A 26,561-nucleotide genomic window follows, 5' to 3' on the forward strand; every position below is an offset into this window, starting at 1 on the left:
CGACCCTCTAGCCGCTCGCCCCGTTGAGCGGAGGAAAGACCTGATGCGTTACCTGCCCCTGACCCCCGACGACCGCGCCGAGATGCTGGGCGTGATCGGGGCCGCCGACATCGGCGCCCTGTTCGCCGACGTGCCGGCCGCCGCCCGCAAGACCGAGCTCTTCGACCTGCCGAAGCGCGCCGGAGAGCTGGAGGTCGAACGCGAGCTCGGCCAGCTCGCGGCCATGAACCGGCCGGCCGGCGCGGGGCCGTTCTTCTGCGGCGCCGGGGCCTATCGCCACCACGTCCCGGCCAGCGTCGACCACATCATCCAGCGCTCGGAGTTCCTGACCAGCTACACGCCCTACCAGCCGGAAATCGCCCAGGGCACGCTGCAGGTGCTGTTCGAGTTCCAGACCCAGGTCGCCGCGCTCACCGGCCTCGAGGTCGCCAACGCCTCAATGTACGACGGCTCCACCGCTTGCGCCGAAGCCGTGATGATGGCCCAGCGCGTGACGCGCCGAGAGAAGGCGATCCTCTCCGGCGGCCTTCACCCGCACTACGCCGCCACCACCCAGACCATCGCCCACGCCGAGGGCATGGAAATTGTGCGCCAGAAGGCCGCTGTCGACGCCGAGGCCGACGTCATCGCCGCCATCGACGCGGAGACCGCCTGCGTGGTGGTTCAGACGCCGAACGTCTTCGGAGTCGTGACCGACGTTACGAAGATCGCCGAGGCCGCCCATGCTGCGGGCGCACTGCTGATCGTGGTCACGACCGAGGCGGTGTCCTTCGGCCTCTTGAAGTCGCCCGGCGAGATGGGCGCTGACATCGCCGTGGCCGAAGGCCAGTCGATCGGCAACGCGCTGAACTTCGGCGGCCCGTACGTCGGCCTTTTCGCCTGTCGCGAGAAACTGGTGCGCAGCATGCCGGGGCGTCTCTGCGGCGAGACCGTGGATGCCGAAGGCCAGCGCGGCTACGTACTGACCCTGTCGACCCGCGAGCAACATATCCGTCGGGAGAAAGCGACCTCGAATATCTGCACCAACTCGGGCCTCTGCGCCCTCGCCTTCAGCATCCACTTGTCGCTCCTGGGCGAGGTGGGGCTCCGCCGGCTCGCGGCGCTGAACCACAGCCGGGCGCGCGAATTGCGCGCCGCGCTGGACGGGGTCGTCGAGGTGCTGACGCCAAGGTTCTTCAACGAGATCGCCGTGCGCGTGCCCGGCGACGCGGCGGCTCTGGTCGACGCCCTGCTGGGTGTGGGGATCGTCGCCGGCGTTCCCTATTCCCGCCTCGACCCGCACGCGGGCCTGGACGATGTCCTGCTCCTGGCCGCTACCGAGACTACCACGACCGAGGATATCGCAGCGCTTGCTGCCGCCCTGAAAGGGAGGATCGCCTGATGGCCATGTCGAACGTAGGCCGCCCGACGCAGCCGGCGTCCGCGACCTCTGAAGCCTACACGTCCCTGACCGGGGCCCGTGGCCTGCTGCAGGATGAGCCGGTGCTTTTCGAGCTCGGCGGTTGGGACAAGACGGGCGTCGACCTCGACCCGGCCGAGCACGACGCCTCGGACCTGGGCGAACTGGTGCGCAAGGCGCCGATCGGGCTGCCCGGCCTCTCCGAGCCTGAGACGCTGCGCCACTACGTGCGCCTCAGTCAGAAAAACCATGCCATCGACCTGGCGCTCTATCCGCTCGGCTCGTGCACGATGAAACACAACCCGCGCCTCAACGAGAAAATGGCGCGTCTGCCTGGTTTCGCCGACCTGCACCCGCTGCAGCCGGCCCCCACGACGCAAGGCGCACTCGAACTGATCGAGCGTCTCTCACACTGGCTCAAAACCCTGACCGGCATGCCGGCGGTCGCCATGACGCCGAAAGCCGGCGCGCACGGCGAGCTCTGCGGCCTGTTGACGATCAAAGCCGCCCACGAGGCCGCAGGGCACGGCGACCGCCGCCGGGTCCTGGTTCCCACCTCGGCCCATGGCACAAACCCCGCCACGGCCGCCTTCGTCGGCTACTCGGTCACCGAGATCGCCCAGACCGCCGACGGCCGCGTCGACCTCGCTGACCTCGCCGCGAAGCTCGGCCCCGACGTCGCCGCGATCATGGTCACCAATCCGAACACCTGCGGGCTTTTCGAGCGCGATGTGATCGAGATCGCCCGTCTCACCCACGAGGCAGGCGCTTATTTCTATTGCGACGGAGCGAATTTCAACGCGATCGTCGGGCGCGTGCGCCCCGGCGACCTTGGCGTCGACGCCATGCACATCAACCTGCACAAGACCTTTTCCACCCCACACGGTGGCGGCGGCCCAGGAGCCGGGCCCGTGGTTCTTTCCGAGGCTCTGGCTCCCTTCGCCCCGGCGCCCTGGATCGTCCACGGACCTGATGGGCTGAAACTGGTCGAGGAGGCCATCGGGGAAGCCGCGCAGGCGTTTGGCCGGATGTGCGCCTTCCAAGGCCAGATGGGCATGTTCGTCCGGGCCTACGCCTACATGCGCAGCCACGGCTGCGATGGCCTGCGCCAGGTGGCCGAGGACGCCGTGCTGAATGCCAACTACATCAAGGCCCGCCTCTCGGTCGAGATGACGCCGGCGTTCCCGCAGGGGCCCTGCATGCACGAGGCCCTGTTCGACGACACCTGGCTGGAAGGGGCAGGAATTACGACCCTCGACTTCGCCAAGGCGATGATCGACGAGGGCTTCCACCCGATGACCATGTATTTCCCCCTGGTGGTGCACGGGGCGATGCTGATCGAACCCACCGAGACGGAATCCAAGCGCGAGCTTGATCGGTTTTGCGAGGCGCTGCTTGCGTTGGCCAGGGCGGCCAAGGCGGGCGACGTCGAGCGGTTCACGGGCGCGCCCTACCTTGCCCCCCTGCGCCGCCTCGACGAAACACAGGCCGCGAGAAAGCCCAAATTGGCGTGGCGCCCGGAACCCACAACTGTGGCGCCGGCGCCATTGGCGGCCGAATAGCGGGAAATGAGGAAATTTTAACGGGCTGGCGCCTTTACGACTCCTAAGGTCGTTCGCATATCAGGTTCGCACGGCGGCGGTTCGACCTCCCCTTGGGCCTGTCGCGTGTTTCCAGGTTTGCTCCCAGTGACTATCGCCATGCCCTCTTTGCGCGTGAACCGCGCCTCCGACGAATTCGCGCGCGAACTTGCTTCGCGCGTGGCTCGCTGGCTTCTGATCGGGTTGGGCCTCGTCATCATGCTCGTGGGGCTTCCCCTGGTCGCGCTGCCCGGGCACATCGGCCTTCCGCTGATGGTTGTCGGGCTGATGATCGTCCTGCGCAATTCGTTCAGCGCCAAGCGCCGGTTCGTGCGCATGCAGCGGGCCCACCCGAACGTGGTGTTCCCGATCCGCCGCCTGATGCGGCGCGAACCGGAGATCATTCAGGTGTTCTGGCAACAGTACCTGCGCGTCGAACGCCTGGTCCTGCCGCGGCGCGCCCGCTTCGCCGTCAAGAGCCGCCGCTATCTGAAGCGCCGGCTGCGGCGCGCCACCGTCTAGGGCCCCACGGGGCCGCCTCGATGCAATCGAAGCGGGGCGCACGCGACCTGCCCTGGATGCGAACGATCACCCAAGAACGAGAAACGCCCCGAGATTGCTCTCGGGGCGTTTCCATTTTCGGTGGGCGCGGGACGCCTCAGGCTATTGCAGCTTCCCAGCCAACTGTCCGATGGCCAGGTCGATCAAGGGGTCGGTCTTGGCGACCTTGATGCGGGCGGCAAGCACCTGCTCGGCCAGTTGGGCGGCCAGTTCGCCGGCGGCAGCCTTCACCTCGGCGGCGGCTTGCGCCTCGGCCACGGCGATGCGGCGCTCGGCCAATTGACCGCGGCGCTCGATCTGCTCGGCCAGCCGGACCTGAGCCTCTGCCTGGCTGCGCTTGGCCTGCTCCTCGGCGTTGGCCAGGATCTCTGCAGACAGCTTTTCCGACTGCTCGTGGTCAGACTGGATCCGGGCCAGAAGGGCCTGGGCCTCCTCGCGGAGGCGGTTGGCTTCATCGAGCTGGGCGCGAACCTTTTCGCCGGCATCGCCCAGCGCCTTCCAGGCGAACCTGTGGACGCCGGCCGCGACCAGCACGAGCAGGAACACCACGAAGGCGACGCCCACCCAGAAGTGGGCTTCAGTGATGAGTGACATGGCCTTCAGGTTCCTCTGGCGGCGCCGGCCGCCGCGAGCTCGGCCGCGCCGGCGGGTCGGCCGGTGAGCTTGCCGACAATGGCGCCGGCCGCGTCAGCGGCGATGCCCGCCACGTTTGTCATAGCCGCATCGCGAGCCTTGCTGATGCGGGCCTCCGCTTCGCCGGCGATCGCCGCCAGCTTGGCTTCTTCCGCAGCGAGCTTCTCGGCGACCTCGGCCTGGGCCTTGGCGCGAGCTTCGGCCGCCACGCGTTGGGCGACGGCGCGAGCTTGGGCGCTCTCGGCGGCCGCGGCTTGCGCCTGGGCTTCAGCCTCGTCCTTCATCCGGCGCGCGTCGGCGATATCGCCGCTGATCTTGCCCTCGCGGGCGTCGATCGTGCCGCCGACCCGCGGTGCGGCGAACAGGCGGATGAACACCAGCATCGCGGCGAAGATGATCAGGAACCAGGCGATCTGGCCCGGCCACCATTGGAAGTCGAACTGCGGCAAGCCGGCTTTCGCCGGTGCGCCCGTGCTTTCTTGGGTCTGGTCCGCCATGGGGCGATCCGTCTCTTACGGACGCGGCTTAAGAGCCGAACAGGATGATCAGCGAGACCACGAAGGCGAACAGGCCCATGGTTTCGGTCAGCGCCATGCCGAGGAACAGCATGGTCTGCTGGCTGGCGGCGCCGGCGGGGTTGCGGATGGCGGCTTGCAGGTAGTTGCCGAACAGGACGCCGAGGCCGACACCGGCCCCGATCATGCCCATGGCGGCAAGACCCGCGCCGATCAGCTTGTAGGTATGGAAGTCAGCAACAGCGGCGTTCATGTCAGATAGTCCTCTTGGATAGCGGTTCGGGTTAGTGGCCGTGACCGAAGTTCACGACCTCGTTGAGGTAGACCGTGGCCAGGGCCGCGAAGACGAAGGCCTGCAGGACCGCGACCACCAGCTCCAGGCCGGTGAGCGCCACGATCATGGCGAAGGAGAGCGCGCTCGGGATGAAGGCCAACGTCGCCATGCCTCCCGAGAGGCCGACGATGGCGAGCGCGACGACGAAGGAGCCGAACAGGCTCATCACCACGTGCCCGCCCAGCATGTTGCCGAACAAGCGCATGGCCAGCGTCACCGGGCGCACGAAGTAGGAGAGCATCTCGATCGGGGCCATCAGGATCGCCCCGATCACGCCCATGCCGGAAGGAAAGAAGAGGCCCAGGAACTTCGGACCGTGTTTGATGAAGCCCAGGATGAAGACGCTGAAGAACGTCAGGACCGCAAGCGTGGCGGTCACCGCCAGTTGCGAGGTCACCGCGAAGGTCCAGGACTGGCCGGCGATGTTGCCGACCGCGAACACCACGCTCATTAGGTTGAGCGTCAGGATGACCATGAACAGCGTGAAGAGGTAGGGCACGTAGGGCCTGCCATGCGGACCCAGGATCGGTCCGACGAGCACGCGGTCGATGATGTTGTAGAGCGCCTCGGCAACCGCCTGGCCACGGTTCGGCACGATCTCGCGCCGAGCGGTCAGGGCGAAGAACAGCACGATCAGCACCGCGCCGACGATCATCGTCAGGACGGAGTTGTTGATCGACATGTCCACGGGGATCTTGCCGATATGGAACGTCGGCAGATCCACGATCTTGTGGATCTGGAACTGTTCCATCGGGTCGATGGCCGGTTGGTTCGCCATGAGCGGCCTTAGTCCTCGTCCTCGTCGTCCGGAACGCTGGGTGCAGGACCCTGGCGTTCCATTGCAATTTTGCTCGCCTTCGCCGCGGAGCTGACCGCCACGAAGATGGAAAGTCCTCCGCCGACCAGCAGACCGCTGACCAGGCCGAAGGGGGCTATTTTGGCGAAGCGTTGATCCACGAGCCAGCCGAGACCAGCTCCACCAAGCACCCCACCCACCACTTCGCCCACGAAGCGGTATCCCTGCGCCATGGCCGCGTGAGTATCGACACTCACCTTGCGGGCTTGCGCCGCCTCTGCCGCTCCCAAGCGCTGATCGAGGCTCCGAAGGGCCTCATCTGGCGGATCGTTGGGGTGTGGCATACGTCGGAAGGCCTTAGGGCCGCGACGTCGCCGCCACGGCTGGGGCTTCAGGTCGCGCGGAACCTATAGACCGTGCTGCGGCGCGTCAAGGCTAGGCGACCACGGTTTAGGACGTTGTTTTTGCAAGATATTTGTGAGGTCGCGACACAAGGTCCACCCCCACGACTCACAGCTTGGCCCATTGCCCAACTTACTGAGCGGCCATGGCCTCGGCCTGGTGCAGATCAACCGAGACCAATTGCGATACCCCTCGCTCGCCCATGGTGACCCCGAATAGCCGGTCCATGCGAGCCATGGTGACCGGATTGTGGGTTATGGCGATGAAGCGCGTCTCGGTGCGTCGCCGCATTTCATCCAGCATGTTGCAGAAGCGGTCCACGTTGGCGTCATCCAGCGGCGCGTCGACCTCGTCGAGCACGCAGATCGGCGCCGGCTGGGCCAGGAACACGGCAAAGATGAGCGCCGTTGCGGTCAGCGCCTGCTCACCGCCGCTCATCAGGCTCATGGTCGCCATGCGTTTGCCGGGCGGACAGGCAAAGATCTCCAGGCCGGCTTCCAGCGGATCGTCCGATTCGACCAACCGCAGCTCCGCCTGCCCTCCCTGGAAAAGCGCCTGGAAGAGCGTCTTGAAGTGTTCGTTGATCACGTCGAAGGCCGCCAGGAGGCGTTCGCGGCCCTCGCCGTTCAACTCGTCGATCCCCTGGCGAAGGCGAGCGATTGCGCCGGTCAGGTCCGAGCGTTCGGTCTGCATGGCCGAAAGCCGGCCAGCGTGCTCTGCGGCCTCCTCCTCGGCGCGAAGGTTCACCGGCCCGATGGCGTCGCGCTGACGCTCGAGGTTGAAGAGGTGCGTTTCGACCCCGCCGGCGTCGGTCGGAATGGCGACGGCCTCGTCCGCCAGCTTCTGTGCGAGCGCCTCGGGTTCGATCCTGGCGGCCTCGCGGATCTGGCTGGCGACCTCGGCCAACCGCGCCCGGGCGGCCTCGGCGTGGGCGGCCAGGCTCGCGCGAAGCTCGCGGGCTTCGGAGGCGGCGGCTTCGGCCGCACGAAGACCACGGTCAGCCTCCGCCCGCTCGTGCTCGGCGGCGGCCAATGCGTCGGACGACTTGGCGCGCCGGGCTTCAGCAACCGTGAGCTCGTCCAGGAGCGCCGCGCGGCGGGTTTCCAGCGTCTCCGGGGCGATTCTGGCCGCGGCGTGTTCGGCCTCCGACTTGGCGCGGGCGGCGGCCAGGCTGTCCAGCCGCTTGGCGGCGGCCTGCGAGCGGCGCGTCCAGTCCTCGGTATCGCGGTTCAGCAATTCGAGCCGGCGTGCACGCCCGTCGCGATCGCGCACCTCGGCATCCAGCGCCGCGCGCGCGGCCGCGGCGGCTTCGCGCGCGGGCCCCGCTGCGGCCCGGGCGCTGGCGAGACGCTCGGCGAGTTCGTCGCCCTGGCCCGCCGTGGCGGCTTCCGCCTCGATGGCTGCAAGCGCCTGCTCATGCTCGGCGAGCTCGACCTCGAAACGCCGTATGACATCGTCGAGGGAGGCCGCATGCGCTTCCCTGCGCGCAGCCTCGCGATCGAAGCGCTCCAGGGCCGTGCGGGAAGCCGACGCCTTCTGCTCCATCGCGGGAATCTCCCGCCGGGCGGCGCGCAGGGCCTCTTCGATCCCGGTAAGACGCCCTGCCGCCTCGGCCAGGGATTTGCGGGCCGCATCAGCCTTGGGCGTCAGCGTTTCGATCTCGGTCTCGACCTCGGCCAGGCGGGTCTTCTGCTCCAGCCGCACGGCCGCGGGCTTGGGCGCGTCCGCCCGCGCCGTGAAGCCGTCCCAACGCCAGAGGTCGCCCTCGCGCGAAACCAGCCGACACCCGGGCGCAAGGCCGGCCTGCAGGCGGTCGCCCTCGGCTCGGTCGACCAGGGCCGTGAAGGCCAAGCGAGCCGCGAGCGCGGCCGGCGCCTTGACCAGGCCCAGCAACGGCCTCGCGCCTGGGGGCCATGTCGGCGCCTCGGCGTCGCGCCCGCCCCAGAACGCCGGAGCCGTCCGGTCGAGCGCCGCGTCGAGGTCATCGCCCAGAGCTGCGGCCAGCGCAGCCTCCAAGCCCCGCTCGGGCGAGACCGCGTCCAGCGCCGGAGCAAACCCGCCGCGCCGCGCCTGGGCGACCAACGCAGCCAGCGCGCGCGCCTCCGCGGTAAGCCGCCCGAGCTGTTCGTCGAGCTTGCGGGCGGCTTCCCGGCAAGCGGCCTCAGCTCCCTGTGCGGCCGTACGGTCTTCCTCGGCGGTCTCCATTGCGGCGCGGGCCGCAGAAAGCGAAGCCTCGGCGGCTTCCAGATCGGCCTTGGCCTGGGCGGCCTGGGGATTGGCGCCAACTCCCAGAGCCTCGCGTTCGCCCCGCGCCTGGTCGAGCGCGCGACGGGTGCGAGAGAGCCGCATCCGCGCCTCCTCGAGGCGACCACGCGCTGCCTGGCGTTGAGCCTCCTCCGCGGCGACCTGGGCGGCGAGGCCCTCGACCTCGACGTCGGCGGCGGCGCGGGCCGCCTCTGCGGCCTTGGCCTCCGCTTCAAGCGCGGGAATGCGTTCAGGCGCGCCTTTGATCGCCGCCTCCAGGGCCTCGAGGTCCTCAGCCAGCCGTTTCAGGGCGGCGTCGGCATCGTCGACGATGTGCTGCTCTCGGCCGCGATCGGAATCGATGCGGGCAAGGTCCTCGATCAGGCGCTTCAGCTCGGCGGCGTGGGCCTCGTGTTCGCGGTCGAGGCGATCCTTGTCGATCGCGAGCTTGTGGAGGATGGCCGCCGCGATGGTTTCGGCCTCGCGAAGCGGTTTGATCGCTTCGTCGGCGTGCGCGGCGCGGGTCGTCGCAGCCGCCGCGGTCGTGGCGGTCTCTTCCACCGCCCGTATCGCCGCGGCGGCTTCGGCGCCCAGGCGCTCGGCGGAGGACTTGGCCTCGGCCCAACGGGCGTAGAGCACCGCCCCCTGCAGCGCGCGGATCTCAGCCGAGAGCTTCCTGTAGCGTTCCGCCTGGCGGGCCTCTCGCCTCAATCGACCGAGCGTCGCCTCGAGTTCCCGGGCCACATCTTCCAGCCGCGCCAGGTTTGACTCGGCGGCCCGCAGCCGCAGCTCCGCCTCGTGGCGGCGAGAATGCAGGCCGGAGACACCGGCCGCCTCCTCCAGGATCATCCGCCGGTTCTGCGGCTTTGCGGCGATCAGCTCGGAGATCTGGCCCTGGCGGACCAGGGCCGGGGAGTTGGATCCGGTCGAAGCGTCCGCGAACAGCAGCTGAACGTCACGGGCCCGCACCTCGCGGCCGTTGATCCGGTAGGTCGAGCCCTCCCCCCGATCGATCCGCCGGACCACCTCGAGCACCGGGTGGTCGTTGAAGGCAGCCGGGGCGCGACGGCTTGCGTTGTCGATGGTCAGCGCCACCTCGGCATGATTGCGCGAGGGCCGGTTGGCGGCTCCGGCGAAGATCACGTCGTCCATGCCTCCGGCCCGCATGGCCTTGGCGGAGTTGGCGCCCATCACCCAGCGAAGGGCCTCCAGGAGGTTCGACTTGCCGCAGCCGTTGGGGCCCACGACGCCCGTGACGCCGGGTTCGATCCTGAATTCGGTCGGATCGACGAAGGACTTGAAGCCCGAAAGGCGCAGCCGCTGGAAATGCAAGGGCGTCTAGCGGCCTCCTCGCTTGGTGGCCGCCGCGATTGCCGCGTCGAGATCGGCAGGCGTCTGCGGAATGTCGGCGACGCGCTGGCCGTTGATGAACAAGGTGGGGGTCGAGTCCACGCCGTCCTGCTCAGATGCGCGTTGCGCGCGCGCGGTCACGGCATCGATCGCCGCCTGGTCTTGAAGGCAGGCCGCAAATTTCGCCGCGTCGACGCCGTTGGCGGCGCCAATCTCCTCAAGGATCGGCTTGATGCTCCCCGTCTGCCATCGTGGCTGGCTGCGGAACACCTCGTCGACCACTTTGAAATATTTATCCGGTCCCGCGCAGCGGGCCATCAGGAAGCCCGCAGCGGCCACGGTGGCAGGCTGGGTGAGCATCTCCTTCAGCGTGTAACGCACCTTGCCGGTGTCGATATACTTGGCCTTGAGGACCGGGAAGATCGTCTCGTTGAAATGGGCGCAGTGCGGACAGCTCAGCGAGGCGTATTCAATCACCTCGATCTTCGCCTTGGGACTGCCCATGCTCATGTCGTCGGGAAGCCTCACCGGCGGGGCGGCCGAAGCGGAGGCGGCGGCCAACATGGCTGTCGCGGCGACAAGTGCTGCAGCGATGAAGGGACGACGGCTCAGCATGCGACGTAAAACCTCCCGGATCTCGGATTAAAGCGCGATTCCCGCCGCTCGGCGCATCGGGCCTTCTGCACGCAGGCGATGGGGCGCAAGCAGGGCTTAGTCAACCGCCCGCCGTTGTCGCAGCACGCCTCGTCCCAAAGCCATGAGCGCCGTCTTCAGCTTGCCCTCCGGGGCTGCGGCAAGATCCCTCGCGAGACCGGCTTCTTCGGCGGCGTCGAGAGGCGGTAGCCGCCGCCGGGTCTTGGCCGCCGGTTCGTACTTCTTCTGCAATGGCCCCTGGACAATGCGCAGCTTCTGCACGGCGTCGGCCCCCAGGAAAAGGTTCACCCGCGCCAGGATCTCTTGGGCCTGGTGCTGGATGATCGCGGCGGCGGGCCCTGCAACGCGGATCTCCAAAGATGACGGCCCGCCGTTTCGGCCGCGCGTCAGCTTCACCGGCTCGGTGCGCTTGGCGATCTCAGCGCCAACGACCTCCCGCCAGCGGGCCTCCAGCGCCGCAGAGCCCTGGCCGAACTTGGCGTCGAACTCCTTGAGCGCCTTGTTCAGCGCCCGGCCAAGCGGCGGCGGCGGACGCCGCTGCGGGCGCGTGCGCTTCGCCGCGAGAATAAGGAGCGCCTCTTGCGGGGACGGCAGGGGACGATCGGACATGAGCCACCTTATCGTCATCGCGCCGCGGCGATAAGGAGGAGGCGTGAACCTCAAGCTCCTCCGCGCAAAAATCCTCGCCTGGTACGACGAAAACGCCCGCGACCTGCCCTGGCGCATCCGGCCGCAGGCGCGCGCCGCGGGCGAGCGTCCCGATCCCTACCGCGTCTGGCTTTCGGAAGTGATGCTGCAGCAGACCACCGTGCCGCACGCGACGCCCTATTTCCTGAGGTTCGCGGCGCGATGGCCAAGCGTCATCGACCTGGCCGCCGAGGCCGACGGCGAGGTGATGGCCGCCTGGGCGGGGCTGGGCTACTACGCCCGCGCTAGGAATCTCTTGGCCTGCGCCCGGGCTGTAGCGGACCACCACGCGGGCGACTTTCCGGTCACGGAAGCGGGCCTGCGCGCTTTGCCCGGCCTTGGCCCCTATACCGCCGCCGCTGTCGCCGCGATCGCTTTCGACCAACCCGCCAACGTGGTCGACGGCAATGTCGAGCGGGTGATGGCGAGGCTGTTCGCGATCGACGAGCCGCTTCCCGAGGCCAAGCCGCAGTTGAAACGGCTGGCCGCAGGTCTGCTCGGCGACGATCGCCCCGGGGACTGGGCGCAGGCCTTGATGGACCTGGGCGCGACGGTCTGCAGGCCCAAGGCGCCCATCTGCGAGCGCTGTCCGGCGGTCGCCCACTGCGCAGCGCTGGCGGCCGGCTCGCCGGAAACCTACCCGCGCCGAACCGCCAGGGCCGAACGCCCGCACCGCTATGGCGTGGCCTATGTGATGACCCGCGGCGACGAGGTGGCCCTGGTCCGCCGTCCGCCCAAGGGTTTGCTTGGCGGCATGCTGGCGCTTCCGACATCCGACTGGCGCCCCACGCGCTGGAGCGACGCCGAAGCCCTGGCCGCCGCCCCGGCGACAGCGCGATGGCGCAGCGTCGGCGAAGTCGAGCACGGCTTCACCCATTTCACGTTGACACTGCAGCTTCTGCGCGCCGAGGCGGAGGCTCCCGATCACATGATCTGGACCCCCCGGCGGGGCCTCGAGGCCCTGCCAAGCGTCTTCCTCAAGGCCTCGCGCGCCGGCCTCTCCAGTCTGCTTTAGGGGCCGACAGCCTTCTCCAGCCCTTCCCAGCATCGTGGCGTGAACGCGAAGCCCGTCAGAAGGCTTCTCGAGGGCCGGCTATCGGCCCTCGGCGTGAAAGCTGCGCAGGGCCAGGGGCGCCTTTGGGCCTCAAAGAACCTGCACCGGACGAGCGATGAGAACTTCCGCGCTCCGGGATAACGCAGATATATGAAGCTCACGAGTCACGATCGCCCCAACTGGCGCTTGTCTCCCCCGCCCGGCTCGGCGGAAAGTGCCGGCGATGGATTCCCAACCGATACGCTGCAGTTGGCGCGGCATGGCCGGCGACCCGCTCTACGAGGCCTACCACGACACTGAGTGGGGCATGCCGGAATGCGAGTCCCGCGCCCTATGGGAGAAGCTGGTGCTGGACGGCTTCCAGGCGGGGCTGGCCTGGATCACCATCCTTCGCAAGCGCGAGGCGTTCCGCGCGGCCTTCGACAATTTCGATCCGGAGAAGGTGGCGCGCTACGGCGAGGCCGATCGCGCCCGGTTGATGGCCGACGCCGGCATCGTTCGCTCCAACGCCAAGATCGATGCGGCGATCTCAGGGGCGAAGATCTACCTGGACATGCGCGAGGCCGGCGAGGACTTCTCCGATTTCTGCTGGAGCTTCACGGGCGGCAAGCCGATCCAGAATCGCTGGAGCGGGGTCGGCGACGTGCCCGCGCAGACCCCGCTCGCCGTCGAGGTTTCCAAAGGTCTGAAGGCCAAGGGCTTTAAGTTCGTGGGCCCGGTGATCGTCTACGCATGGATGCAGGCGGTGGGGATGGTCAACGATCACCAGACGACGTGCTTCCGGCACGAGTCGATCCGCAAGATGGGAGCGTAGGCGTGCCCAACGGGACCACCATGCTTCTCGAAAAAGCCTTCGTCGGCGGCCTGGTGTGCGGCGTCGACGAAGCGGGCCGCGGACCGTGGGCAGGGCCGGTTAGCGCCGGCGCCGTGATCCTCAATCCGAAGAAGATTCCCAAGGGACTGGACGATTCCAAGAAACTTTCGGCCAAGACCCGCGAGACGCTGGAGGTCGAGATCAAGGCCAAGGCGATGGCCTGGGGCGTGGGTTTTGCCTCCGTCCAGGAGATCGCCACCCTCAACATCCTGCACGCAACCGGCCTGGCGATGCGCCGCGCCGTCGAGGCCCTGGCGGTGCGGCCGGACTTTGCGCTGGTGGACGGCAACTACAGCTTCAAATTGCCATGCGAGGTGAAGACTGTGGTGGGCGGGGACGGAAAGTCGAAATCCATCGCCGCCGCCTCGATCCTGGCCAAGGTGGCCCGCGACCGGCTGATGGTCGAGATGGACGCCCGCTACCCCGGCTACGGCTTCGCCAGCCACAAGGGCTACCGCGCCCCGCTCCACGCCGAGGGCCTTCTGGCTCTGGGCCCCTGTGAGATCCACCGCATGACGTGGGGGCCAGTGAAGCTCGCCATGATGGGCAAGGACCCGCTACGGGCCTTCGACGATGTGATGCAGGACGAGCTGCCGTTCGCAGATTGACCGGCTGAATCAAGCTTGACCCGGCGCCGCGCTGACCGCGAGGCATGGCGCATGAGCGATGACGTATCCGATCTCATCCGTGGGCTTCGCTTGCAGGCGATGGCCTGCCGCGGCCTGGGCTCCCCGCTGAACGGCGATCTCCTCGAGCGCGCCGCCGACGACTGGCTGGCCGGCGGCCCGGTGCGGGCCTTGCTCGAACCGTGGGCCGGGCTGGACCTGAAGGGTCAGTTCGACACCGCCGTCGCGCTTCGGCTCATCGGGGCGTGGCATGAGCTGGCGCTGTCAGGGGAGGACGAAGCGGTCTCCCGCGCTTACGACCGCCTCGACGTCGGGATGATCTGGAGCGCCGTGCAAACGGCCATGGTTTCGCACCGCGACCGGTTCGCCGCGTTCATGACCCACGAGCCGCAGACCAACGAAGTGCGTCGCTCGATCTGCCTGGTCGGCGGTTTCCTCGAGATCGCCGAGGCGACGCGCCTGCCTCTGCGGTGTTTCGAAATCGCCGCCAGCGCTGGTTTGAACCTTTCATGGGACCGCTATCGCTACCGCCTCGGCGAAGCCACCTGGGGCGATCCGGGCGCGAGCGTCTCGATGGACACAGACTGGACCGGGCCCGCACCGCCCGTCGGGGCCACGGTGGAGGTCGTCGAGCGTGCGGCCTGCGACCGTCGGCCCACGAACCTCAAAGACCCCAACGAACGCCGGCGACTGATGGCCTACATCTGGGCCGACCAGACCGAACGCCTGGCGCGCGCGCGCGCCGCGATCGAGGTGGCGCTGTCGAACGGCGTCGAGGTGGAGAGCGCCGACGCCGTCGCCTGGACCGGCGAACGCGTCACGCTCCGGCCAGGGACCACGACCGTCCTCTATCACTCGGTGTTCTGGCAATACATGCCGCCCGAAAGCCAGGCCGCGCTTGAACAACTGATCGGCGAGATCGGCGCGGCCGCGAGCGCCGATGCGCCGTTCGCCTGGCTGCGGATGGAGCCGCCTGGCAGCGTTCCCCGGATGGACGTCAGCCTGAGGCTGTGGCCCGGCGGCGAAGAGCGGGTCCTGGCGGAAGTTCATCCGCATGGCGCCCACGTCCACTGGGCCGGCGCGTGAGCCTGGACAGTTGCGCCCGCCCGGTCGCAGGTTGAAGGTTAAGGCCCCGTTCACCACGCTCGGCAACGGCTCCTTCACCATGTGCGGCCAGGATTCAGACTCCTGAATCGATGAGGCGAGTATGGGCGTTGCGGCTGACACCATCATCCTGGGCGACTGCCTCGAGGAACTGAAGAAGTTGCCGGACCGGTCCGTCGACCTGGTTTTCGCCGATCCGCCCTACAACCTGCAACTCGGCGGTGACCTGCTGCGGCCCGACAATTCCAAGGTCGACGCGGTTGACGACGAATGGGACCAGTTCGAGAGTTTCTCGGCTTACGACGCCTTCACCAAGGCCTGGCTGGCCGAATGCCGGCGCGTCCTGAAGGACGATGGCGCGCTCTGGGTGATCGGCAGCTACCACAACATCTTCCGGGTCGGCTCGACCCTCCAGGACCTGGGGTTCTGGATCCTCAACGACATCGTTTGGCGCAAGTCGAACCCGATGCCGAACTTCAAGGGCACGCGCTTCACCAACGCCCATGAGACACTGATCTGGGCCGCCAAGTCGCGCGGCGCTCGGCGCTATACCTTCAACTACGACGCGATGAAGATGGCCAACGACGAGCTGCAGATGCGCTCTGACTGGAGCCTGCCCCTCTGCACCGGCGAGGAGCGGCTGAAGGACGACACAGGCGCCAAGGCCCACCCGACCCAGAAGCCCGAGGCGCTGCTGGTTAGGCTCATCCTGGCGTCGACGAAGCCAGGCGACGTCATCCTTGATCCCTTCTTCGGCACCGGCACAACGGGCGCAGCCGCGCGCCGCCTCGGCCGCCGCTACATCGGCATCGAACGCGAGGAGGCCTACGCCAAGCTCGCCAAAGCCCGCATCGCCAAGGTGATCCCCGCGACCGCCGAAGAGATGATTGTCACCGGTTCAAAGAAGTCCGAGCCGCGCATCCCCTTCGGCCAGATCGTCGAGGCGGGCCTGCTGCGCGCCGGCGACATCCTCTACGATGACAAGGGTCGTCACGCCGCCCGGGTGCGGGCCGACGGCAGCCTGGTGGTGGGTGATCTGTCCGGCTCGATCCACAAGGTCGGCGCCATGGTGCAGTCGCAGCCGGCCTGCAATGGTTGGACCTACTGGCACTTCAAGTCGGACAAGGGACTGGCCCCCATCGACGTCCTGCGCGCCAAGGTTAGAAGCCAGATCGCAGCCTGATCAGGCCGCCTCGGTTCGTAGCGCATTTACGAACCAGGCCGGTCGCTCGAGGACCACCGGACGGCCGTCGACCGTGAGGCCGCCGGCTTCGACGCGGTCGAGGCGCACCAGCGCCATGGCGCGCCCAGCCGCCCCGGACAAGACCTCGCCGGCGCGTAACGTCCCGGACAGGATCTCCGACCCCGGCGCAGGCGCCGAACCCTCGAAGCTGATCGGCAGCATACGGCTCTTCACCTGACCGCGACGCTTCATCCGCGAGGTGGTCTCCTGGCCGACGAAGCAGCCCTTCTTGAAGTCGATGCCGTTCAGGAGGTCGAAGTTGGCTTCGATAGGATAGGTCTTGTCAGACCCCCAGTCGGCCGGACCGGGAACGCCCAGCCGCAGCTTCTGCCGCTCGCGGGTCTCTTCATCGACGATGGCAGCGCCTGCCGGGGCCGAAGCGCCATATCCGCGCCAACCCAGTCCCGGCGCCCGCGGATCGATCGTCCAGCCCTGGCCTGGCGCCTCGCTCGGGCCTGCCTCGGACGCCGCCCGAAAGAGGATCGAGACGGGCGTCTCGTCCGGTTTCAGCTCCACCTTGGCCCGCAGCCGATACATGCCCAGGCGCTGAAGAATGGCGGATCGCTCTTCGGACAGCACGTCCAGCCAGGCGCCATCCGGCCGCCCGACCACGAACAGGTCATAGAGGAGCCGGCCCTGAGCGGTCAGCAGCGCACCGAACCGCGCCTCGCCAGGCGAAAGTGTCGCGACGTCCTGGGTGATCAGACCCTGCAGGAAGTCCCGCCAATCCGGACCCGAAATCGCGATCAGGGCGCGGCTCGGCAGTGGGGCGTAGTTCAGCGTTTCGCTCATCATTCACAATTTGGGGCGTCCGGCGGTGGAGCGCCAGCGTTACGCATCCTATAGAGGGTCAATGGTCCGTGGCGCATTTCCGATCCTGTTCATCACCTCCAACCGGATCGGCGATGCGGTGCTGTCGTCGGGCCTCCTGAAACGGCTGTCCGAGGAGATCCCCAACGCCCGCTTCACGGTGGCGGCGGGGCCGGTGGCGGCCCCCTTGTTCGAGGAGGTCCCGGCCCTCGACCAAGTCATTATCCTGGCAAAGGCGAAGAACGGCAGCCACTGGTTCGACCTCTGGCGGCAGGTGCGCCGGACCCGCTGGGGCCTGGTGGTCGACCTGCGGGGCTCGGGCCTCTCGCGGTTCATCAGCACGAAGCGGCGCGCGATCTGGCGCAAGGCCTCCGGCCCCCCCATCCACAAGGTGATCGAGGCTGCGCGCATCCTGAAGATCGAGGACGACCCTGCCGCACCCTTCATCTTTACTTCGGCCGAGACCGAAGCGCGTGCCGCTGAGCTGACGGCGGGCTTCGGGCCGATCCTGGCGCTGGCGCCGGCTGCCAACTGGCTCGGCAAGACCTGGCCGCTGGAACGATTCTCCCGTGTCGCCATGCGACTGCTGGATCCTGAGGGCCCGATGAAGGACGGCCGGCTGATGGTGCTGGGCGGACCCGAGGACGCCAAGCTGGCCAGGGGCCTGCGTGACGTCGTCATGCGCAAACAATTCATCAACCTGACCGAGGACACCGACCTGCTGACCGCCCATGCCTGCCTGAAGCGCGCCAGGCTGTTCATCGGCAATGACTCGGGCACCATGCATCTGGCGGCGGCGGCCGGCGTCCCGACGGTCGGCCTGTTCGGACCTTCCGACGAGCAGCTCTATGGCCCCTGGGGCGCGGACACCCGAGTCGCACGGGGCCCCCGAAGCTTCGAGGAGATCCGGGCGGTTGACCCGGGGTTTGGGCAGGCGCTCTGTCACATGATGGACCTGTCGGTGGAGACGGTAGTGCGGACCGCCGAGGAACTGTTGGCCGCCACGGACGGGGAACATGCCTGAGACCTATGATCTGATCGTGCGCGGCGGCGAGGTCGTGAACCACGCCGGCCGCGGCCGGGCCGACGTGGGCGTGCGCGGCGGTAAGATCGCCGCCGTCGGCGACCTTGCGCACGCCGCCGCCGGGGAGGTGTTCGACGCCACGGGCCTGACCGTGATGCCGGGCGTCATAGACACACAGGTGCATTTTCGCGAACCGGGCCTGGAGTGGAAGGAAGACCTCGAGACCGGCTCCCGGGCCGCGGCGTTAGGTGGCGTCGTCGCTGTCTTCGAGATGCCCAACACCGAACCCACCACGACCGATCCCGACGCGCTCGCCGACAAGCTCGTCCGCGCCAAAGGCCGCATGCACTGCGACCACGCCTTTTACGTCGGTGGCACCCATGAAAATGCGCAGTGGCTCGGCGAGTTGGAGCGCCTGCCCGGCTGCTGCGGGATCAAGGTGTTCATGGGCGCGTCCACCGGCACCCTCCTGGTGCAGGACGACGAGGGCATCGAGCAGGTGCTGCGCCACGTAAACCGGCGCGCGGCCTTCCATTCCGAGGACGAATACCGCCTGGCCGAGCGCCGGCCGCTCGCCCGCACCGGCGACTGGACCAGCCACTACGAGGTACGTGACGCCCAGTCGGCGATCCAGTCCACCGAGCGCCTGGTGCGGATCGCCACCGCGCTAGGCAAGCGTATCCATGTCCTGCACGTCACCACCGCTGACGAGATCGGGTTCCTCGCCGCCCACAAGGACGTCGCGAGTGTGGAACTGACGCCGCAACACCTGACACTGGCCGGGCCCGAGGCCTATGAGCGGCTCAAGGGCTACGCCCAGATGAACCCGCCGATCCGTGGGGCCGAGCACCGGGCCGCGCTCTGGGCGGGCCTGGCCAGCGGCGTCGCCGACGTACTGGGCTCCGACCATGCCCCGCACACCTCGGAGGAGAAGGCGCGGCCCTACCCCGCCTCGCCCTCCGGAATGCCCGGCGTACAGACTCTGTTGCCGGTTATGCTGACCCACGTCGCCGAGGGCCGTCTGACGCTGGAGCGGCTCGTCGACCTCACCAGCCATGGTGCGAACCGGCTGTTCGGCCTCGCCGACAAGGGCCGCCTGGCCGAGGGTTACGACGCCGATCTGACCATCGTCGACCTGAAGGCCCGCCGCACCATCCGCCACGACATGATGGCCAGCCGCGTTGGCTGGACCCCCTTCGACGGCATGGAGGCCAAGGGCTGGCCGATGGCGACCATCATCCGTGGGACCGTGGTCATGCGCGACGGTGAAATGGTCGCCCCGCACCTGGGCGAGCCCGTGCGGTTCGCAGAGACGCTCGCGCACTGAGGCGAAAAACTTTCCGGGGCTTGCATCCCGCCTCGAAGCTGGCGGCCTCTATCCAATAGCAACGCCTGTTTTCTTACCCTCGGAGAGATCCCGTGATCGGCGCCGTCCAGATCCTCATTGCGCTTCTCGTGCCCGGCCTCGTCGTAATGTTCAGCGCCTTCCTGAGGTCGCGCGAACGCATCAAGCTGCTCGATGTCATCCTGGCCACGAGCCAGGCGGGTCAGCCGGTATCGCCGGAACTCATTCGGTCCTTGCCTGGCGGGCGTGAAGTCCCTGCGCCACGGCTCGACCTGCGCCGTGGCGTGATCCTGATCGCCATCGGCGCAGCGCTCGCCGCCATCGGCCTTTGCACCTACTTCGGCATCGCCAGCGAGCGCGGCGACGGCGCAGTGGCGTGGGGCGTCGCCATTGCGGCCGTCGGCGCGATCCCCATCAGTATCGGTATCGCGCTCGTCTACCTTAGCCGCGCCGACCGCGGCGCTATCGCCTCCTGAACACCGTCTTTTCGGCCAGGCCCGTGGCCTCCACCCTGACGCGACCCCTCGCGGCGTTTTCCGACCAGACGCTGGCGCGCTTGGCCAACGGGGGCGATCGCGCCGCCAGCGACGAACTGGTGCGCCGTGCGGCCGGCGTCGTCGGCGATCTGCTGCGGCGGATGGGGGCCAGCGATGCGCTCGCCGATGACGTAACGCAGGACGCCCTTGTCACCGCGCTGGGCAGCCTCGCGGGGTACCGGGGAGAGGCGGCCTTCGCCACCTGGACGATGAAGATCGCCGCGCGGATCTACTTGCGGCGCCGCAAGCGTGAGGCGCGCTTCGACCTGATGGCAGAGCCTATCGATCTCGAAAAGGCGGGCCGTCCGGAGGAAACCGCAAGCATCGCGCGGCTCGACCTGGATCGTGCGCTTGGCCAGCTCTCAGCGCCCGAACGCCTCTGCGTCTCGCTGTGCCACGGGGCGGGCCTGACCCAGGAGGAGATCGCGCTAGCGCTCTCGACGCCGCTGGGGACCGTCAAATCGCACGTGACGCGCGGACTGAAGAAACTCAGAGTCCTGATGACCGCCGAGCCGGCGGGGAGTGACAGCCATGGATGACGCCCAGTTCGAAGCCCTTCTGGCCAACGCCTATCGTCGCCCGGTCGAACGGCCCGAGCCGGTGGATCTGGTCGAGGGGGTGCTGGCGCGCGCCCACCAGCGCCGGCGAATGCGCCGGACCGTGTTGGCGCTGGCGACGCTGGTCGGGGTAGGCCTCGCAGCCGCGGCGTTCGCGGCGACCGGCGTTGGGATCGTGGTCGCCGATCAGATCGCAAGCCTGCGCCCCGAGCCGCTCTCACTCGCCCCCTCTATCTGGTGGGTCGTCGGCTTTGTGCTCATCCTGTGCGCGGCTGTGCGCAACGCCATCCGCGATCTCTAGGCGCGCCTCTCGTCGCGTAGGTCTCCAACAAGACGCCGCTCGTGTCGGATTCCCCAGTCTGGCCGCAGCTTCACTTTAGGCTGGCTGAGCTTTGTCGCGAACCAGGGCGTAGGGGTTGGGCTGCCGGTCGGCTATGCCGGCGCTTGGCAAGTCGATCAGAGCCGGCGGACCGGCGAATGAAAGCGCGCCTCATTGAGGAACCGAGATGCGGGAAAAGAAGCCGAGCCGGACCGCGCTGGGCGCGGCGGCGCACCGGGCCGCCCACCAATTCCTCGAGAATGGGGGGATCTTCGCTGATCCCCTCGCCGTCACAATCTTAGGCAAGCAGGCGCAACTCGACGCATTGAGTGCTCGGATGCAGCCTGCGACGCGCGGCCTGCGCTTATTCATCGCCGCTCGGTCACGGATCGCAGAGGACGCGCTGGCCGCAGGCGTCGAGGCGCGCGGCGTGCGCCAGCTCGTTGTGCTGGGCGCCGGCCTCGACACATTCGCCTATCGCAATCCTTTCTCTGAAAAGCTTCCGGTGTTCGAGGTGGACCGTCCCGAAACCCAGGCCTGGAAGCGCCGCCGGCTTACCGAGGCCGGCATCGAGGCGCCGCGATCCCTCACCTACGCGCCGGTGGACTTTGAACGCGACGATCTATTGGCGGCCCTGGAAGTCGCAGGCTTCGACCCGGCGCGCCGGACCTTCTTCATGTGGTTGGGCGTCGTTCCCTACCTGACCGGAGACGCCATTCGATCGACTTTGCGGGCCATCGGGGGGCTCAGCGGGGGCGGCGAAGTCGTCTTCGACTACAGCGATCCGCCGGCTTTGCTATCGCAGGAGGCTCGGGCCGCCCACGTGAAACGAGCGAAACGGGTCGCCGCGCTGGGCGAGCCCTTCGTGAGCTATCTTGAGCCCGACGAACTGCACGCCCGACTTCGCGCGCTTGGCTTCACTCTCATAGACGACCTAGGTCCGGCGGCGCTGGTCGAACGTTACATCCGGCCCGGCCCTCGCGCGGCAAGTGAGGCGACTTCGCGGAACAGGGGCGGTCACGTCATCTTCGCGGCGACCCCGACCGCCTAGCCCAGACCAAGCTCCAGCTTCCTGGCCTTCGTGAGCTTTGCCGAAATCAGTCCGTGTGCGTCGCTCAGCCAGTCGATGATGTCATCGTCCGGCGCGCCATCCAGGGGAATGTTCACCCAGTGGCCCTTGGCGCAATAGGGCGCCTGGCGGCCGGGCCCGCCCTCGGTCAGCGCGACGAAACCAATCGGCGTCACCTTGAACGAGAGGCCGCCGCTCGGGTGGCACATGGCGAAGACCTTTCCGCCCACCTTGTAGACGTTGCTGTCGCCCCACTGAACGACCTTGGTCACCGCTGGCAGGGCCATGGCGACGGCTTCGACCTCCTCGCGTGTCAAACGCCTAGCCCCAGGGACGCGCGCTGCTTCTTCGGGAGCTTGGCGGCGACCAGTTCGTGGGCGGTCTTCAGCCACCCTTCCACCTCGGTCGCATCGAGGCCGGAGACGTCGTTGAACATCACCCATTTGGCGCGCGCCATATAGGGCGCCGGCCGAGCGCGCGCCGTCTCAGTCAGGGTCTCGAAGGCGATGTCCGTCATCTTCATCGAAAGGTTGGTGGACGCGCCGTCAGTGGCCGCGAACATCTTGCCTGCGACCACGTAGCGGCGATCGTCACCCCACTTGATGGAAAGCTCGGCGCCTGGGAGCGCCAGCGCCGCCTTTTCCAATTCGGCGGGCGTCACGCCTCGACGCCGACGCCGATCGGACAGCTGACGCCGGTCCCGCCGATGCCGCAATAGCCAGCCGGATTCTTGGCCAGGTACTGCTGGTGATAGTCCTCGGCGAAATAGAACTCGCCGGCAGGGACAATCTCGGTGGTGATCTTCCCGAAGCCCTTGGCGCTGAGCGCCTCCTGATAGGCCTCTTTCGAAGCCACGGCCGCGGCGGCCTGGGCGTCGTTTTCCGGATAGATTCCGGACCTGTACTGGGTGCCGATGTCGTTACCCTGCCGCATACCCTGCGTCGGGTCGTGGCCTTCCCAGAACACCTTCAGGAGCGCGGTATAGGTTATGACCTTCGGATCGAAGACCGCCCGCACCGCCTCGGTATGGCCAGTCCGGCCAGAGCAGACCTCTTCATAGGTGGGGTTCGGGGTGATGCCTGCGACGTAGCCCACAGCCGTCACCCAGACGCCGGGCAGGCTCCAGAATTTCTTCTCCTCGCCCCAAAAACAACCCATCGCGAACACCGCGGTCTCCATCCCATCCGGGTAGGGACCCTTGAGGGGACGGCCGTTGACGAAGTGCGTCTCGGCGGTCGGGATCGGATGAGCGCGGCCCGGCAGGGCAGTCTCCTGGGTGGGCAATTCAAGGGTCTTGCGTCCGAACATGGGGCCTCCTTGCGGTCGCCGCGAAAGATAAGCGTTCGCCTGGGACTTTGCACCCGCCGAGGATGGCTGACGGCAGACCGGTTTCGTGGCAATCTGCCGCCGAGGAACGACGTTAGGGGAGTTACTCCATGCGACGTGCTCTGAAATCCTTCTTGATCGGCGGATGCGCGGCTGTTCTTGCGGGCGGCAGCTTCGCCTATGCGTCCGGCGGATCCGGTGGCATGAGCGGCGGCGGAGCGGGCGGCATGAACATGCCCAGCGCCTCAGGCCCGCGCTACGACCCTGCCACCGAGTACGCCAAGGCGATCGCGGCGATGAAGGCCAACCAGTACAAGGACGCCGCCAGGGCCGCCGAGCACGTCACCGACGCTGTTCCGAAGAATCCTGACGCCTGGCAACTCCTGGGCGCCGCCAAGGCTGGTGCGAGTGACTGGAAGGGCTCGCGCCACGCGTACGAAAAGGCGATGAAACTTACCCCGGACGACGTCAGGGTTCATGCGGGCCTTGGCCTTGCGCTAGCCAATCTAAAGGATCCCAAGGCTCAGGCCGAGGCCGATTGGCTCAAATCCAAGGCCCAGGCCTGCGCCGATACATGCCCCGACGCCGCACGGTTGAAGGCGTTCACCGAGGAAGTCGAAAGCGCCATGCAGGGCGCGCCTGCTGGTGCGCCAAAACCCAGCGCCATGCTTGACCGCTCCTTGCTGTTTGGCGGGGCCAAGACCGGCGATGCGGCCTATGAGCAGGCGGTCAGCCTGATCAACGAGCGGCGCTATGACGAGGCTTTGGCTTCGCTCGCCAAGGCGGCGGAGACCTTCGGGCCGCACCCGGACATCCTCACCTACCAGGGTTACACCTGGCGGAAGAAAGGCGACTACGCCCGGGCTGAAAGCTACTACCGCCAGGCCCTGGCGATAGACCCGAAGCACATCGGAGCCACCGAGTACTATGGTGAGCTGAAAGCCGCCCGCGGCGACATCGCCGGCGCCCGCGTCATGCTGGCCCGCCTGGATAAACTCTGCGCCTACGGTTGCGCGGACGCCGAGGAGTTGCGCCGTTGGATCGACGCCGGGGGCGACCCGCAAAAGAACTAGCGGCGCTCGGCTTCGTCCTCGCTGGGCTCACGGGCGCCTCGGCCCTCGCAGCCCTTGGCGATGCGCCGATCCGCGGCATGCTATGGGTGGCCAAGGATGCCGACCCCGCCCGCGCGCTGGGCTCGGTCCCTACCGAATGCCTGAGGATTCCGACCGACCCTGCCCTGGCCGCCAAGATCGAGGTCGGCCGAGCGGCCTTCCGCACGCCCGTGCTGCTCGGCGGCCAGGCTGCGCGCGCGGGGATCAATTGCGAGACCTGCCACCGCGACGGTCGCAGCAATCCGGACTTCCTGTTCCCCGGCGTCTCCGGGGCGTCCGGCACGGCGGACGTCACCAACTCCCTCTTCTCCACACATCGCGGTAACGGCATCGATGACCCCAAGCCGATCCCCGACCTGTCCGGGCCTAAGGGCAAGCTGAAGGTCAGTCAGGTCCCGGCGGAGAAGAAGCTCGAGCCCTTCATCCACGGCCTTGTCACGGAGGAGTTCGACGGGCCGGAGCCGACGCCTGCCACGCTTGAAGGCCTGGCGGCCTATGTGCGAGCCCTCGATCCTGCCGCCTGCCCCGCCAAGGCCCGCCGGCCGCTCGACGTCACCCTCCTGATGTCCGACGCCCGCCGGGCATTGAAGGCGGCCCAGGTCCGGGCTGTGGCCGGTGATAGCGCGACAGCGGTGGTGATGGTGGCCAGCGCCCGCAGCCGACTTGGCCTGATCGACGAACGCTTTGCAGATCCCGCCCTCGCCAAGCCCCGCGCCCACCTGCGCGCGGCCGACCGCCGGCTGGACGAGGCCCAGGAGGCGCTACGTCAGCACCTGCCCGAGGCGCAAGCCAAGCTCACGGCCTGGCTTGCGGGCTCGCCGCGGCTGGAGCAGGAGTTGAAGGCGCGACAGAAGGCCTCGCTGTTTAACCCGGCCCACCTGGCCCAGGCGGCTAAGCGCCGCTTGCCCGGTTAGTCCCCCTTCGTATATGACGCGCCTTCCGCCGGGGGCAGCGCTTCCCGAACGGGCATGGTGAGGTGGCCGAGTGGCTGAAGGCGCACGCTTGGAAAGCGTGTTTACGGGAAACCGTAACGAGGGTTCGAATCCCTCTCTCACCGCCATCCTGCGGTGCGTTGCCAGATCGACCGCCATCAAGGTCGTCGGACGTACGTCCAGCTTTCAATTTCGAGGCCGCAACAAGACTGTGCGCGTGGTGGCCGACGAGCTTGGCTGCAGCCACATCCTCGACGGATCGATCCGTCGAAGCGGCCCGCGGATACGTCTGAGAGAGGCCTTGCCTTGGATATGTCCGCTGTTCTGCACCTCAATACGAGTGTTGCAGCCTTAACCTGACAGCTCCGTCAGACGGGCCCGCCGGGAGAATGGGCCTACGCCGGCCGCGCTTGACGGCAGGCCGCGATGACCGTCTCCCGTAGCCAGCGGTGCGCCGGGTCGCTGTCCAGGCGCGGATGCCACATCGCCGCGACATCGAGGCCTGGCGTCTGGACCGGTAGCTCGAAGGCGCTGAGCCCCTCAGTCAGCCGGTCGACGATGGCGAAGCAGGAGTGCGGGATAAGAGCGACTAGGTCGGAGCGCCTGGCGATGTTAATCGCGTCCGGGAAGCCGGGCACCGTGACGACGACGTGTCGTTTAAGGCCCAGCTCCTGGAGCGCGTCGTCCACGGGGCCGGCGGACGCGCCCCTCCGCGAGCTGACCACGTGGTGACACGCCGCGTAGCGTTCCGGCGTCACGGGTCCGGTGAGCAGCGAGTGCCCGTTGCGCACCGCGCCCACGAACCGATCCCGGAGGATCGTGCGGCTGCGCACTTCGGGGACCGACGCCCCGGCGACGCCAATCTCCAGGTCGACCTGCCCGTCCCGCAAGGGTCTCGCATCCTTGTCGGGCTTGGGCGAGAACCGCAGGCGGGCGCTCGGCGCCGCCGCCGTGACGGCCGCGACGAGGTTCGCCGCGAAGACGGCGACGAACCCCTCGTTGGCGCGGATCGTAAAGGTTCGCTCCAGTCCGGCGGGCTCGAAGCTGGCGGAGGTTGGGCTGAGTACCGCCTGCGCCTCCCGGGCGACCGCATGCGCCCGATCGCGCAATCCCTCCGCGTAGGGCGAAGCCCCCCGATCCAACTGCAGCTCATCCATCAGGCCAAGCTGCCGGAAAACCGCTCGGATGAAGGGCGCCTCGCCCCCACAGATTGCCTTCAGATGGGCGAACTGCTTGAATCCGGCCATTTCGGCGAGGCCGTGAGCGAAGCACCAGGCGGCGGCCGTGGTTAAGTCGATCTCATCGCTGTCGCTGGGGTCGGCGCGCGCCGCAATGAGGGTCTCGCGGACCTTGGCGTAGGCGCTCGAGGTGTTGCGCTGGCTCGTGTCTGGCAGACTGGCGCGATCGCGCGCGGTGTCATACATCACCCGGTACAGCGGCGGGTTCTCGCGGGCGAAGGTCACATAGGCCACACC

General features: G+C 68.0%; 29 protein-coding genes and 1 tRNA gene. 17 read left to right on the top strand and 13 right to left on the bottom strand.

From position 1 onward, the window contains the following. The first annotated feature begins 43 nt into the window (after positions 1-43). The 3 genes from gcvPA to VGI62_RS07215 all read left to right on the top strand — a co-directional run bounded on the left by gcvPA (position 44) and on the right by VGI62_RS07215 (position 3,501). Positions 44-1,381 carry an aminomethyl-transferring glycine dehydrogenase subunit GcvPA gene (gene gcvPA, locus VGI62_RS07205; protein WP_331503726.1) on the top strand — a complete coding sequence of 446 codons (1,338 nt, stop codon included), beginning with the start codon at positions 44-46 and terminating at the stop codon, positions 1,379-1,381. Then, positions 1,381-2,961, top strand: coding sequence for an aminomethyl-transferring glycine dehydrogenase subunit GcvPB (gene gcvPB / locus VGI62_RS07210; protein ID WP_331503727.1), 1,581 nt, complete (start codon positions 1,381-1,383; stop codon positions 2,959-2,961). The genes gcvPA and gcvPB overlap by 1 nt, the downstream gene beginning before the upstream one ends. 153 nt (positions 2,962-3,114) lie before the next feature. Beyond that, positions 3,115-3,501 carry a hypothetical protein gene (locus tag VGI62_RS07215; RefSeq protein ID WP_331503728.1) on the top strand — a complete coding sequence of 129 codons (387 nt, stop codon included), beginning with the start codon at positions 3,115-3,117 and terminating at the stop codon, positions 3,499-3,501. A gap of 141 nt (positions 3,502-3,642) precedes the next feature. Here the strand turns inward: VGI62_RS07215 and VGI62_RS07220 are convergent, their stop codons facing one another. The 8 genes from VGI62_RS07220 to VGI62_RS07255 all read right to left on the bottom strand — a co-directional run bounded on the left by VGI62_RS07220 (position 3,643) and on the right by VGI62_RS07255 (position 11,077). After that, the gene (locus tag VGI62_RS07220; RefSeq protein WP_331503729.1) at positions 3,643-4,134 is read right to left on the bottom strand and encodes an ATP F0F1 synthase subunit B; all 492 of its coding nucleotides are present in this window, start codon (positions 4,132-4,134) and stop codon (positions 3,643-3,645) included. A 5-nt stretch (positions 4,135-4,139) separates the two neighbouring features. Then, positions 4,140-4,670, bottom strand: coding sequence for a hypothetical protein (locus VGI62_RS07225; RefSeq protein ID WP_331503730.1), 531 nt, complete (start codon positions 4,668-4,670; stop codon positions 4,140-4,142). Positions 4,671-4,698: 28 nt separating this feature from the next. Further along, positions 4,699-4,941 (bottom strand): F0F1 ATP synthase subunit C, encoded by a 243-nt coding sequence (locus VGI62_RS07230; RefSeq protein WP_331503731.1) that lies wholly within the window; start codon positions 4,939-4,941, stop codon positions 4,699-4,701. Positions 4,942-4,972: 31 nt separating this feature from the next. Continuing rightward, complete coding sequence (locus tag VGI62_RS07235; RefSeq protein WP_331503732.1) at positions 4,973-5,800, bottom strand: F0F1 ATP synthase subunit A; 828 nt, start codon at positions 5,798-5,800, stop codon at positions 4,973-4,975. A gap of 8 nt (positions 5,801-5,808) precedes the next feature. Further along, positions 5,809-6,162 (bottom strand): F0F1 ATP synthase assembly protein, encoded by a 354-nt coding sequence (locus VGI62_RS07240; protein ID WP_331503733.1) that lies wholly within the window; start codon positions 6,160-6,162, stop codon positions 5,809-5,811. Positions 6,163-6,352: 190 nt separating this feature from the next. Further along, complete coding sequence (locus tag VGI62_RS07245; RefSeq protein ID WP_331503734.1) at positions 6,353-9,796, bottom strand: AAA family ATPase; 3,444 nt, start codon at positions 9,794-9,796, stop codon at positions 6,353-6,355. A gap of 6 nt (positions 9,797-9,802) precedes the next feature. Beyond that, the gene (locus VGI62_RS07250) at positions 9,803-10,429 is read right to left on the bottom strand and encodes a DsbA family protein (protein ID WP_331503735.1); all 627 of its coding nucleotides are present in this window, start codon (positions 10,427-10,429) and stop codon (positions 9,803-9,805) included. Positions 10,430-10,525: 96 nt separating this feature from the next. Further along, positions 10,526-11,077, bottom strand: coding sequence for a DUF721 domain-containing protein (locus tag VGI62_RS07255; protein WP_331503736.1), 552 nt, complete (start codon positions 11,075-11,077; stop codon positions 10,526-10,528). Positions 11,078-11,120: 43 nt separating this feature from the next. Here VGI62_RS07255 and mutY point away from each other — a divergent pair, with 43 nt between their 5' ends. From mutY to VGI62_RS07280, 5 genes are all read left to right on the top strand, one after another. Beyond that, complete coding sequence (gene mutY, locus VGI62_RS07260; RefSeq protein ID WP_331503737.1) at positions 11,121-12,170, top strand: A/G-specific adenine glycosylase; 1,050 nt, start codon at positions 11,121-11,123, stop codon at positions 12,168-12,170. A 262-nt stretch (positions 12,171-12,432) separates the two neighbouring features. Beyond that, positions 12,433-13,023 (top strand): DNA-3-methyladenine glycosylase I, encoded by a 591-nt coding sequence (locus VGI62_RS07265; RefSeq protein WP_331503738.1) that lies wholly within the window; start codon positions 12,433-12,435, stop codon positions 13,021-13,023. Positions 13,024-13,043: 20 nt separating this feature from the next. Then, positions 13,044-13,691: a ribonuclease HII gene (locus VGI62_RS07270; protein ID WP_331503754.1), complete on the top strand. Its 648-nt coding sequence runs from the start codon at positions 13,044-13,046 to the stop codon at positions 13,689-13,691. 51 nt (positions 13,692-13,742) lie between these two features. Next, the gene (locus tag VGI62_RS07275) at positions 13,743-14,795 is read left to right on the top strand and encodes a DUF2332 domain-containing protein (RefSeq protein ID WP_331503739.1); all 1,053 of its coding nucleotides are present in this window, start codon (positions 13,743-13,745) and stop codon (positions 14,793-14,795) included. A gap of 121 nt (positions 14,796-14,916) precedes the next feature. Further along, positions 14,917-15,996, top strand: a complete 1,080-nt coding sequence (locus VGI62_RS07280) for a site-specific DNA-methyltransferase (RefSeq protein WP_331503740.1) — start codon at positions 14,917-14,919, stop codon at positions 15,994-15,996. Here the strand turns inward: VGI62_RS07280 and VGI62_RS07285 are convergent, their stop codons facing one another. Continuing rightward, the gene (locus VGI62_RS07285; protein ID WP_414695650.1) at positions 15,997-16,848 is read right to left on the bottom strand and encodes a YgfZ/GcvT domain-containing protein; all 852 of its coding nucleotides are present in this window, start codon (positions 16,846-16,848) and stop codon (positions 15,997-15,999) included. It abuts the gene before it with no gap. 61 nt (positions 16,849-16,909) lie between these two features. Here VGI62_RS07285 and VGI62_RS07290 point away from each other — a divergent pair, with 61 nt between their 5' ends. From VGI62_RS07290 to VGI62_RS07315, 6 genes are all read left to right on the top strand, one after another. Continuing rightward, a complete protein-coding gene (locus VGI62_RS07290) occupies positions 16,910-17,890 on the top strand; it encodes a glycosyltransferase family 9 protein (protein ID WP_331503742.1) in 981 nt (326 codons plus the stop codon). Then, positions 17,883-19,217, top strand: coding sequence for a dihydroorotase (locus VGI62_RS07295; RefSeq protein ID WP_331503743.1), 1,335 nt, complete (start codon positions 17,883-17,885; stop codon positions 19,215-19,217). The genes VGI62_RS07290 and VGI62_RS07295 overlap by 8 nt, the downstream gene beginning before the upstream one ends. Positions 19,218-19,309: 92 nt before the next feature. Further along, positions 19,310-19,711 (top strand): DUF6249 domain-containing protein, encoded by a 402-nt coding sequence (locus tag VGI62_RS07300; RefSeq protein WP_331503744.1) that lies wholly within the window; start codon positions 19,310-19,312, stop codon positions 19,709-19,711. A gap of 23 nt (positions 19,712-19,734) precedes the next feature. Further along, positions 19,735-20,310 (top strand): RNA polymerase sigma factor, encoded by a 576-nt coding sequence (locus VGI62_RS07305; protein WP_331503745.1) that lies wholly within the window; start codon positions 19,735-19,737, stop codon positions 20,308-20,310. Continuing rightward, positions 20,303-20,629: a hypothetical protein gene (locus VGI62_RS07310; RefSeq protein ID WP_331503746.1), complete on the top strand. Its 327-nt coding sequence runs from the start codon at positions 20,303-20,305 to the stop codon at positions 20,627-20,629. The genes VGI62_RS07305 and VGI62_RS07310 overlap by 8 nt, the downstream gene beginning before the upstream one ends. Positions 20,630-20,834: 205 nt before the next feature. Then, entirely contained in the window at positions 20,835-21,698 is an 864-nt protein-coding gene (locus VGI62_RS07315) for an SAM-dependent methyltransferase (RefSeq protein WP_331503747.1), read from the top strand. Here VGI62_RS07315 and VGI62_RS07320 read toward each other — a convergent pair. The 3 genes from VGI62_RS07320 to msrA are packed head-to-tail and all read right to left on the bottom strand — an operon-like array spanning position 21,695 to position 23,024. Continuing rightward, positions 21,695-22,003, bottom strand: coding sequence for an MmcQ/YjbR family DNA-binding protein (locus tag VGI62_RS07320; protein WP_331503748.1), 309 nt, complete (start codon positions 22,001-22,003; stop codon positions 21,695-21,697). The genes VGI62_RS07315 and VGI62_RS07320 overlap by 4 nt on opposite strands. A gap of 26 nt (positions 22,004-22,029) precedes the next feature. Then, on the bottom strand, positions 22,030-22,377 hold the full coding sequence (locus VGI62_RS07325) for an MmcQ/YjbR family DNA-binding protein (protein ID WP_331503749.1): 348 nt from the start codon (positions 22,375-22,377) through the stop codon (positions 22,030-22,032). Next, positions 22,374-23,024 (bottom strand): peptide-methionine (S)-S-oxide reductase MsrA, encoded by a 651-nt coding sequence (gene msrA, locus VGI62_RS07330; protein ID WP_331503750.1) that lies wholly within the window; start codon positions 23,022-23,024, stop codon positions 22,374-22,376. The genes VGI62_RS07325 and msrA overlap by 4 nt, the downstream gene beginning before the upstream one ends. A gap of 128 nt (positions 23,025-23,152) precedes the next feature. Here msrA and VGI62_RS07335 point away from each other — a divergent pair, with 128 nt between their 5' ends. From VGI62_RS07335 to VGI62_RS07345, 3 genes are all read left to right on the top strand, one after another. Then, positions 23,153-24,115, top strand: coding sequence for a tetratricopeptide repeat protein (locus VGI62_RS07335; protein WP_331503751.1), 963 nt, complete (start codon positions 23,153-23,155; stop codon positions 24,113-24,115). Then, positions 24,079-25,068, top strand: coding sequence for a hypothetical protein (locus VGI62_RS07340; RefSeq protein WP_331503752.1), 990 nt, complete (start codon positions 24,079-24,081; stop codon positions 25,066-25,068). Before VGI62_RS07335 ends, VGI62_RS07340 begins: the two co-directional genes overlap by 37 nt. Positions 25,069-25,124: 56 nt before the next feature. After that, positions 25,125-25,214: transfer RNA gene (locus VGI62_RS07345), tRNA-Ser, on the top strand. Positions 25,215-25,481: 267 nt separating this feature from the next. Here the strand turns inward: VGI62_RS07345 and VGI62_RS07350 are convergent. Continuing rightward, positions 25,482-26,561: LysR substrate-binding domain-containing protein (locus VGI62_RS07350; protein ID WP_331503753.1), on the bottom strand; the 1,080-nt coding region annotated here is incomplete at its 5' end.

The organism is Phenylobacterium sp., from assembly GCF_036495085.1.
GTDB lineage: Bacteria > Pseudomonadota > Alphaproteobacteria > Caulobacterales > Caulobacteraceae > Phenylobacterium.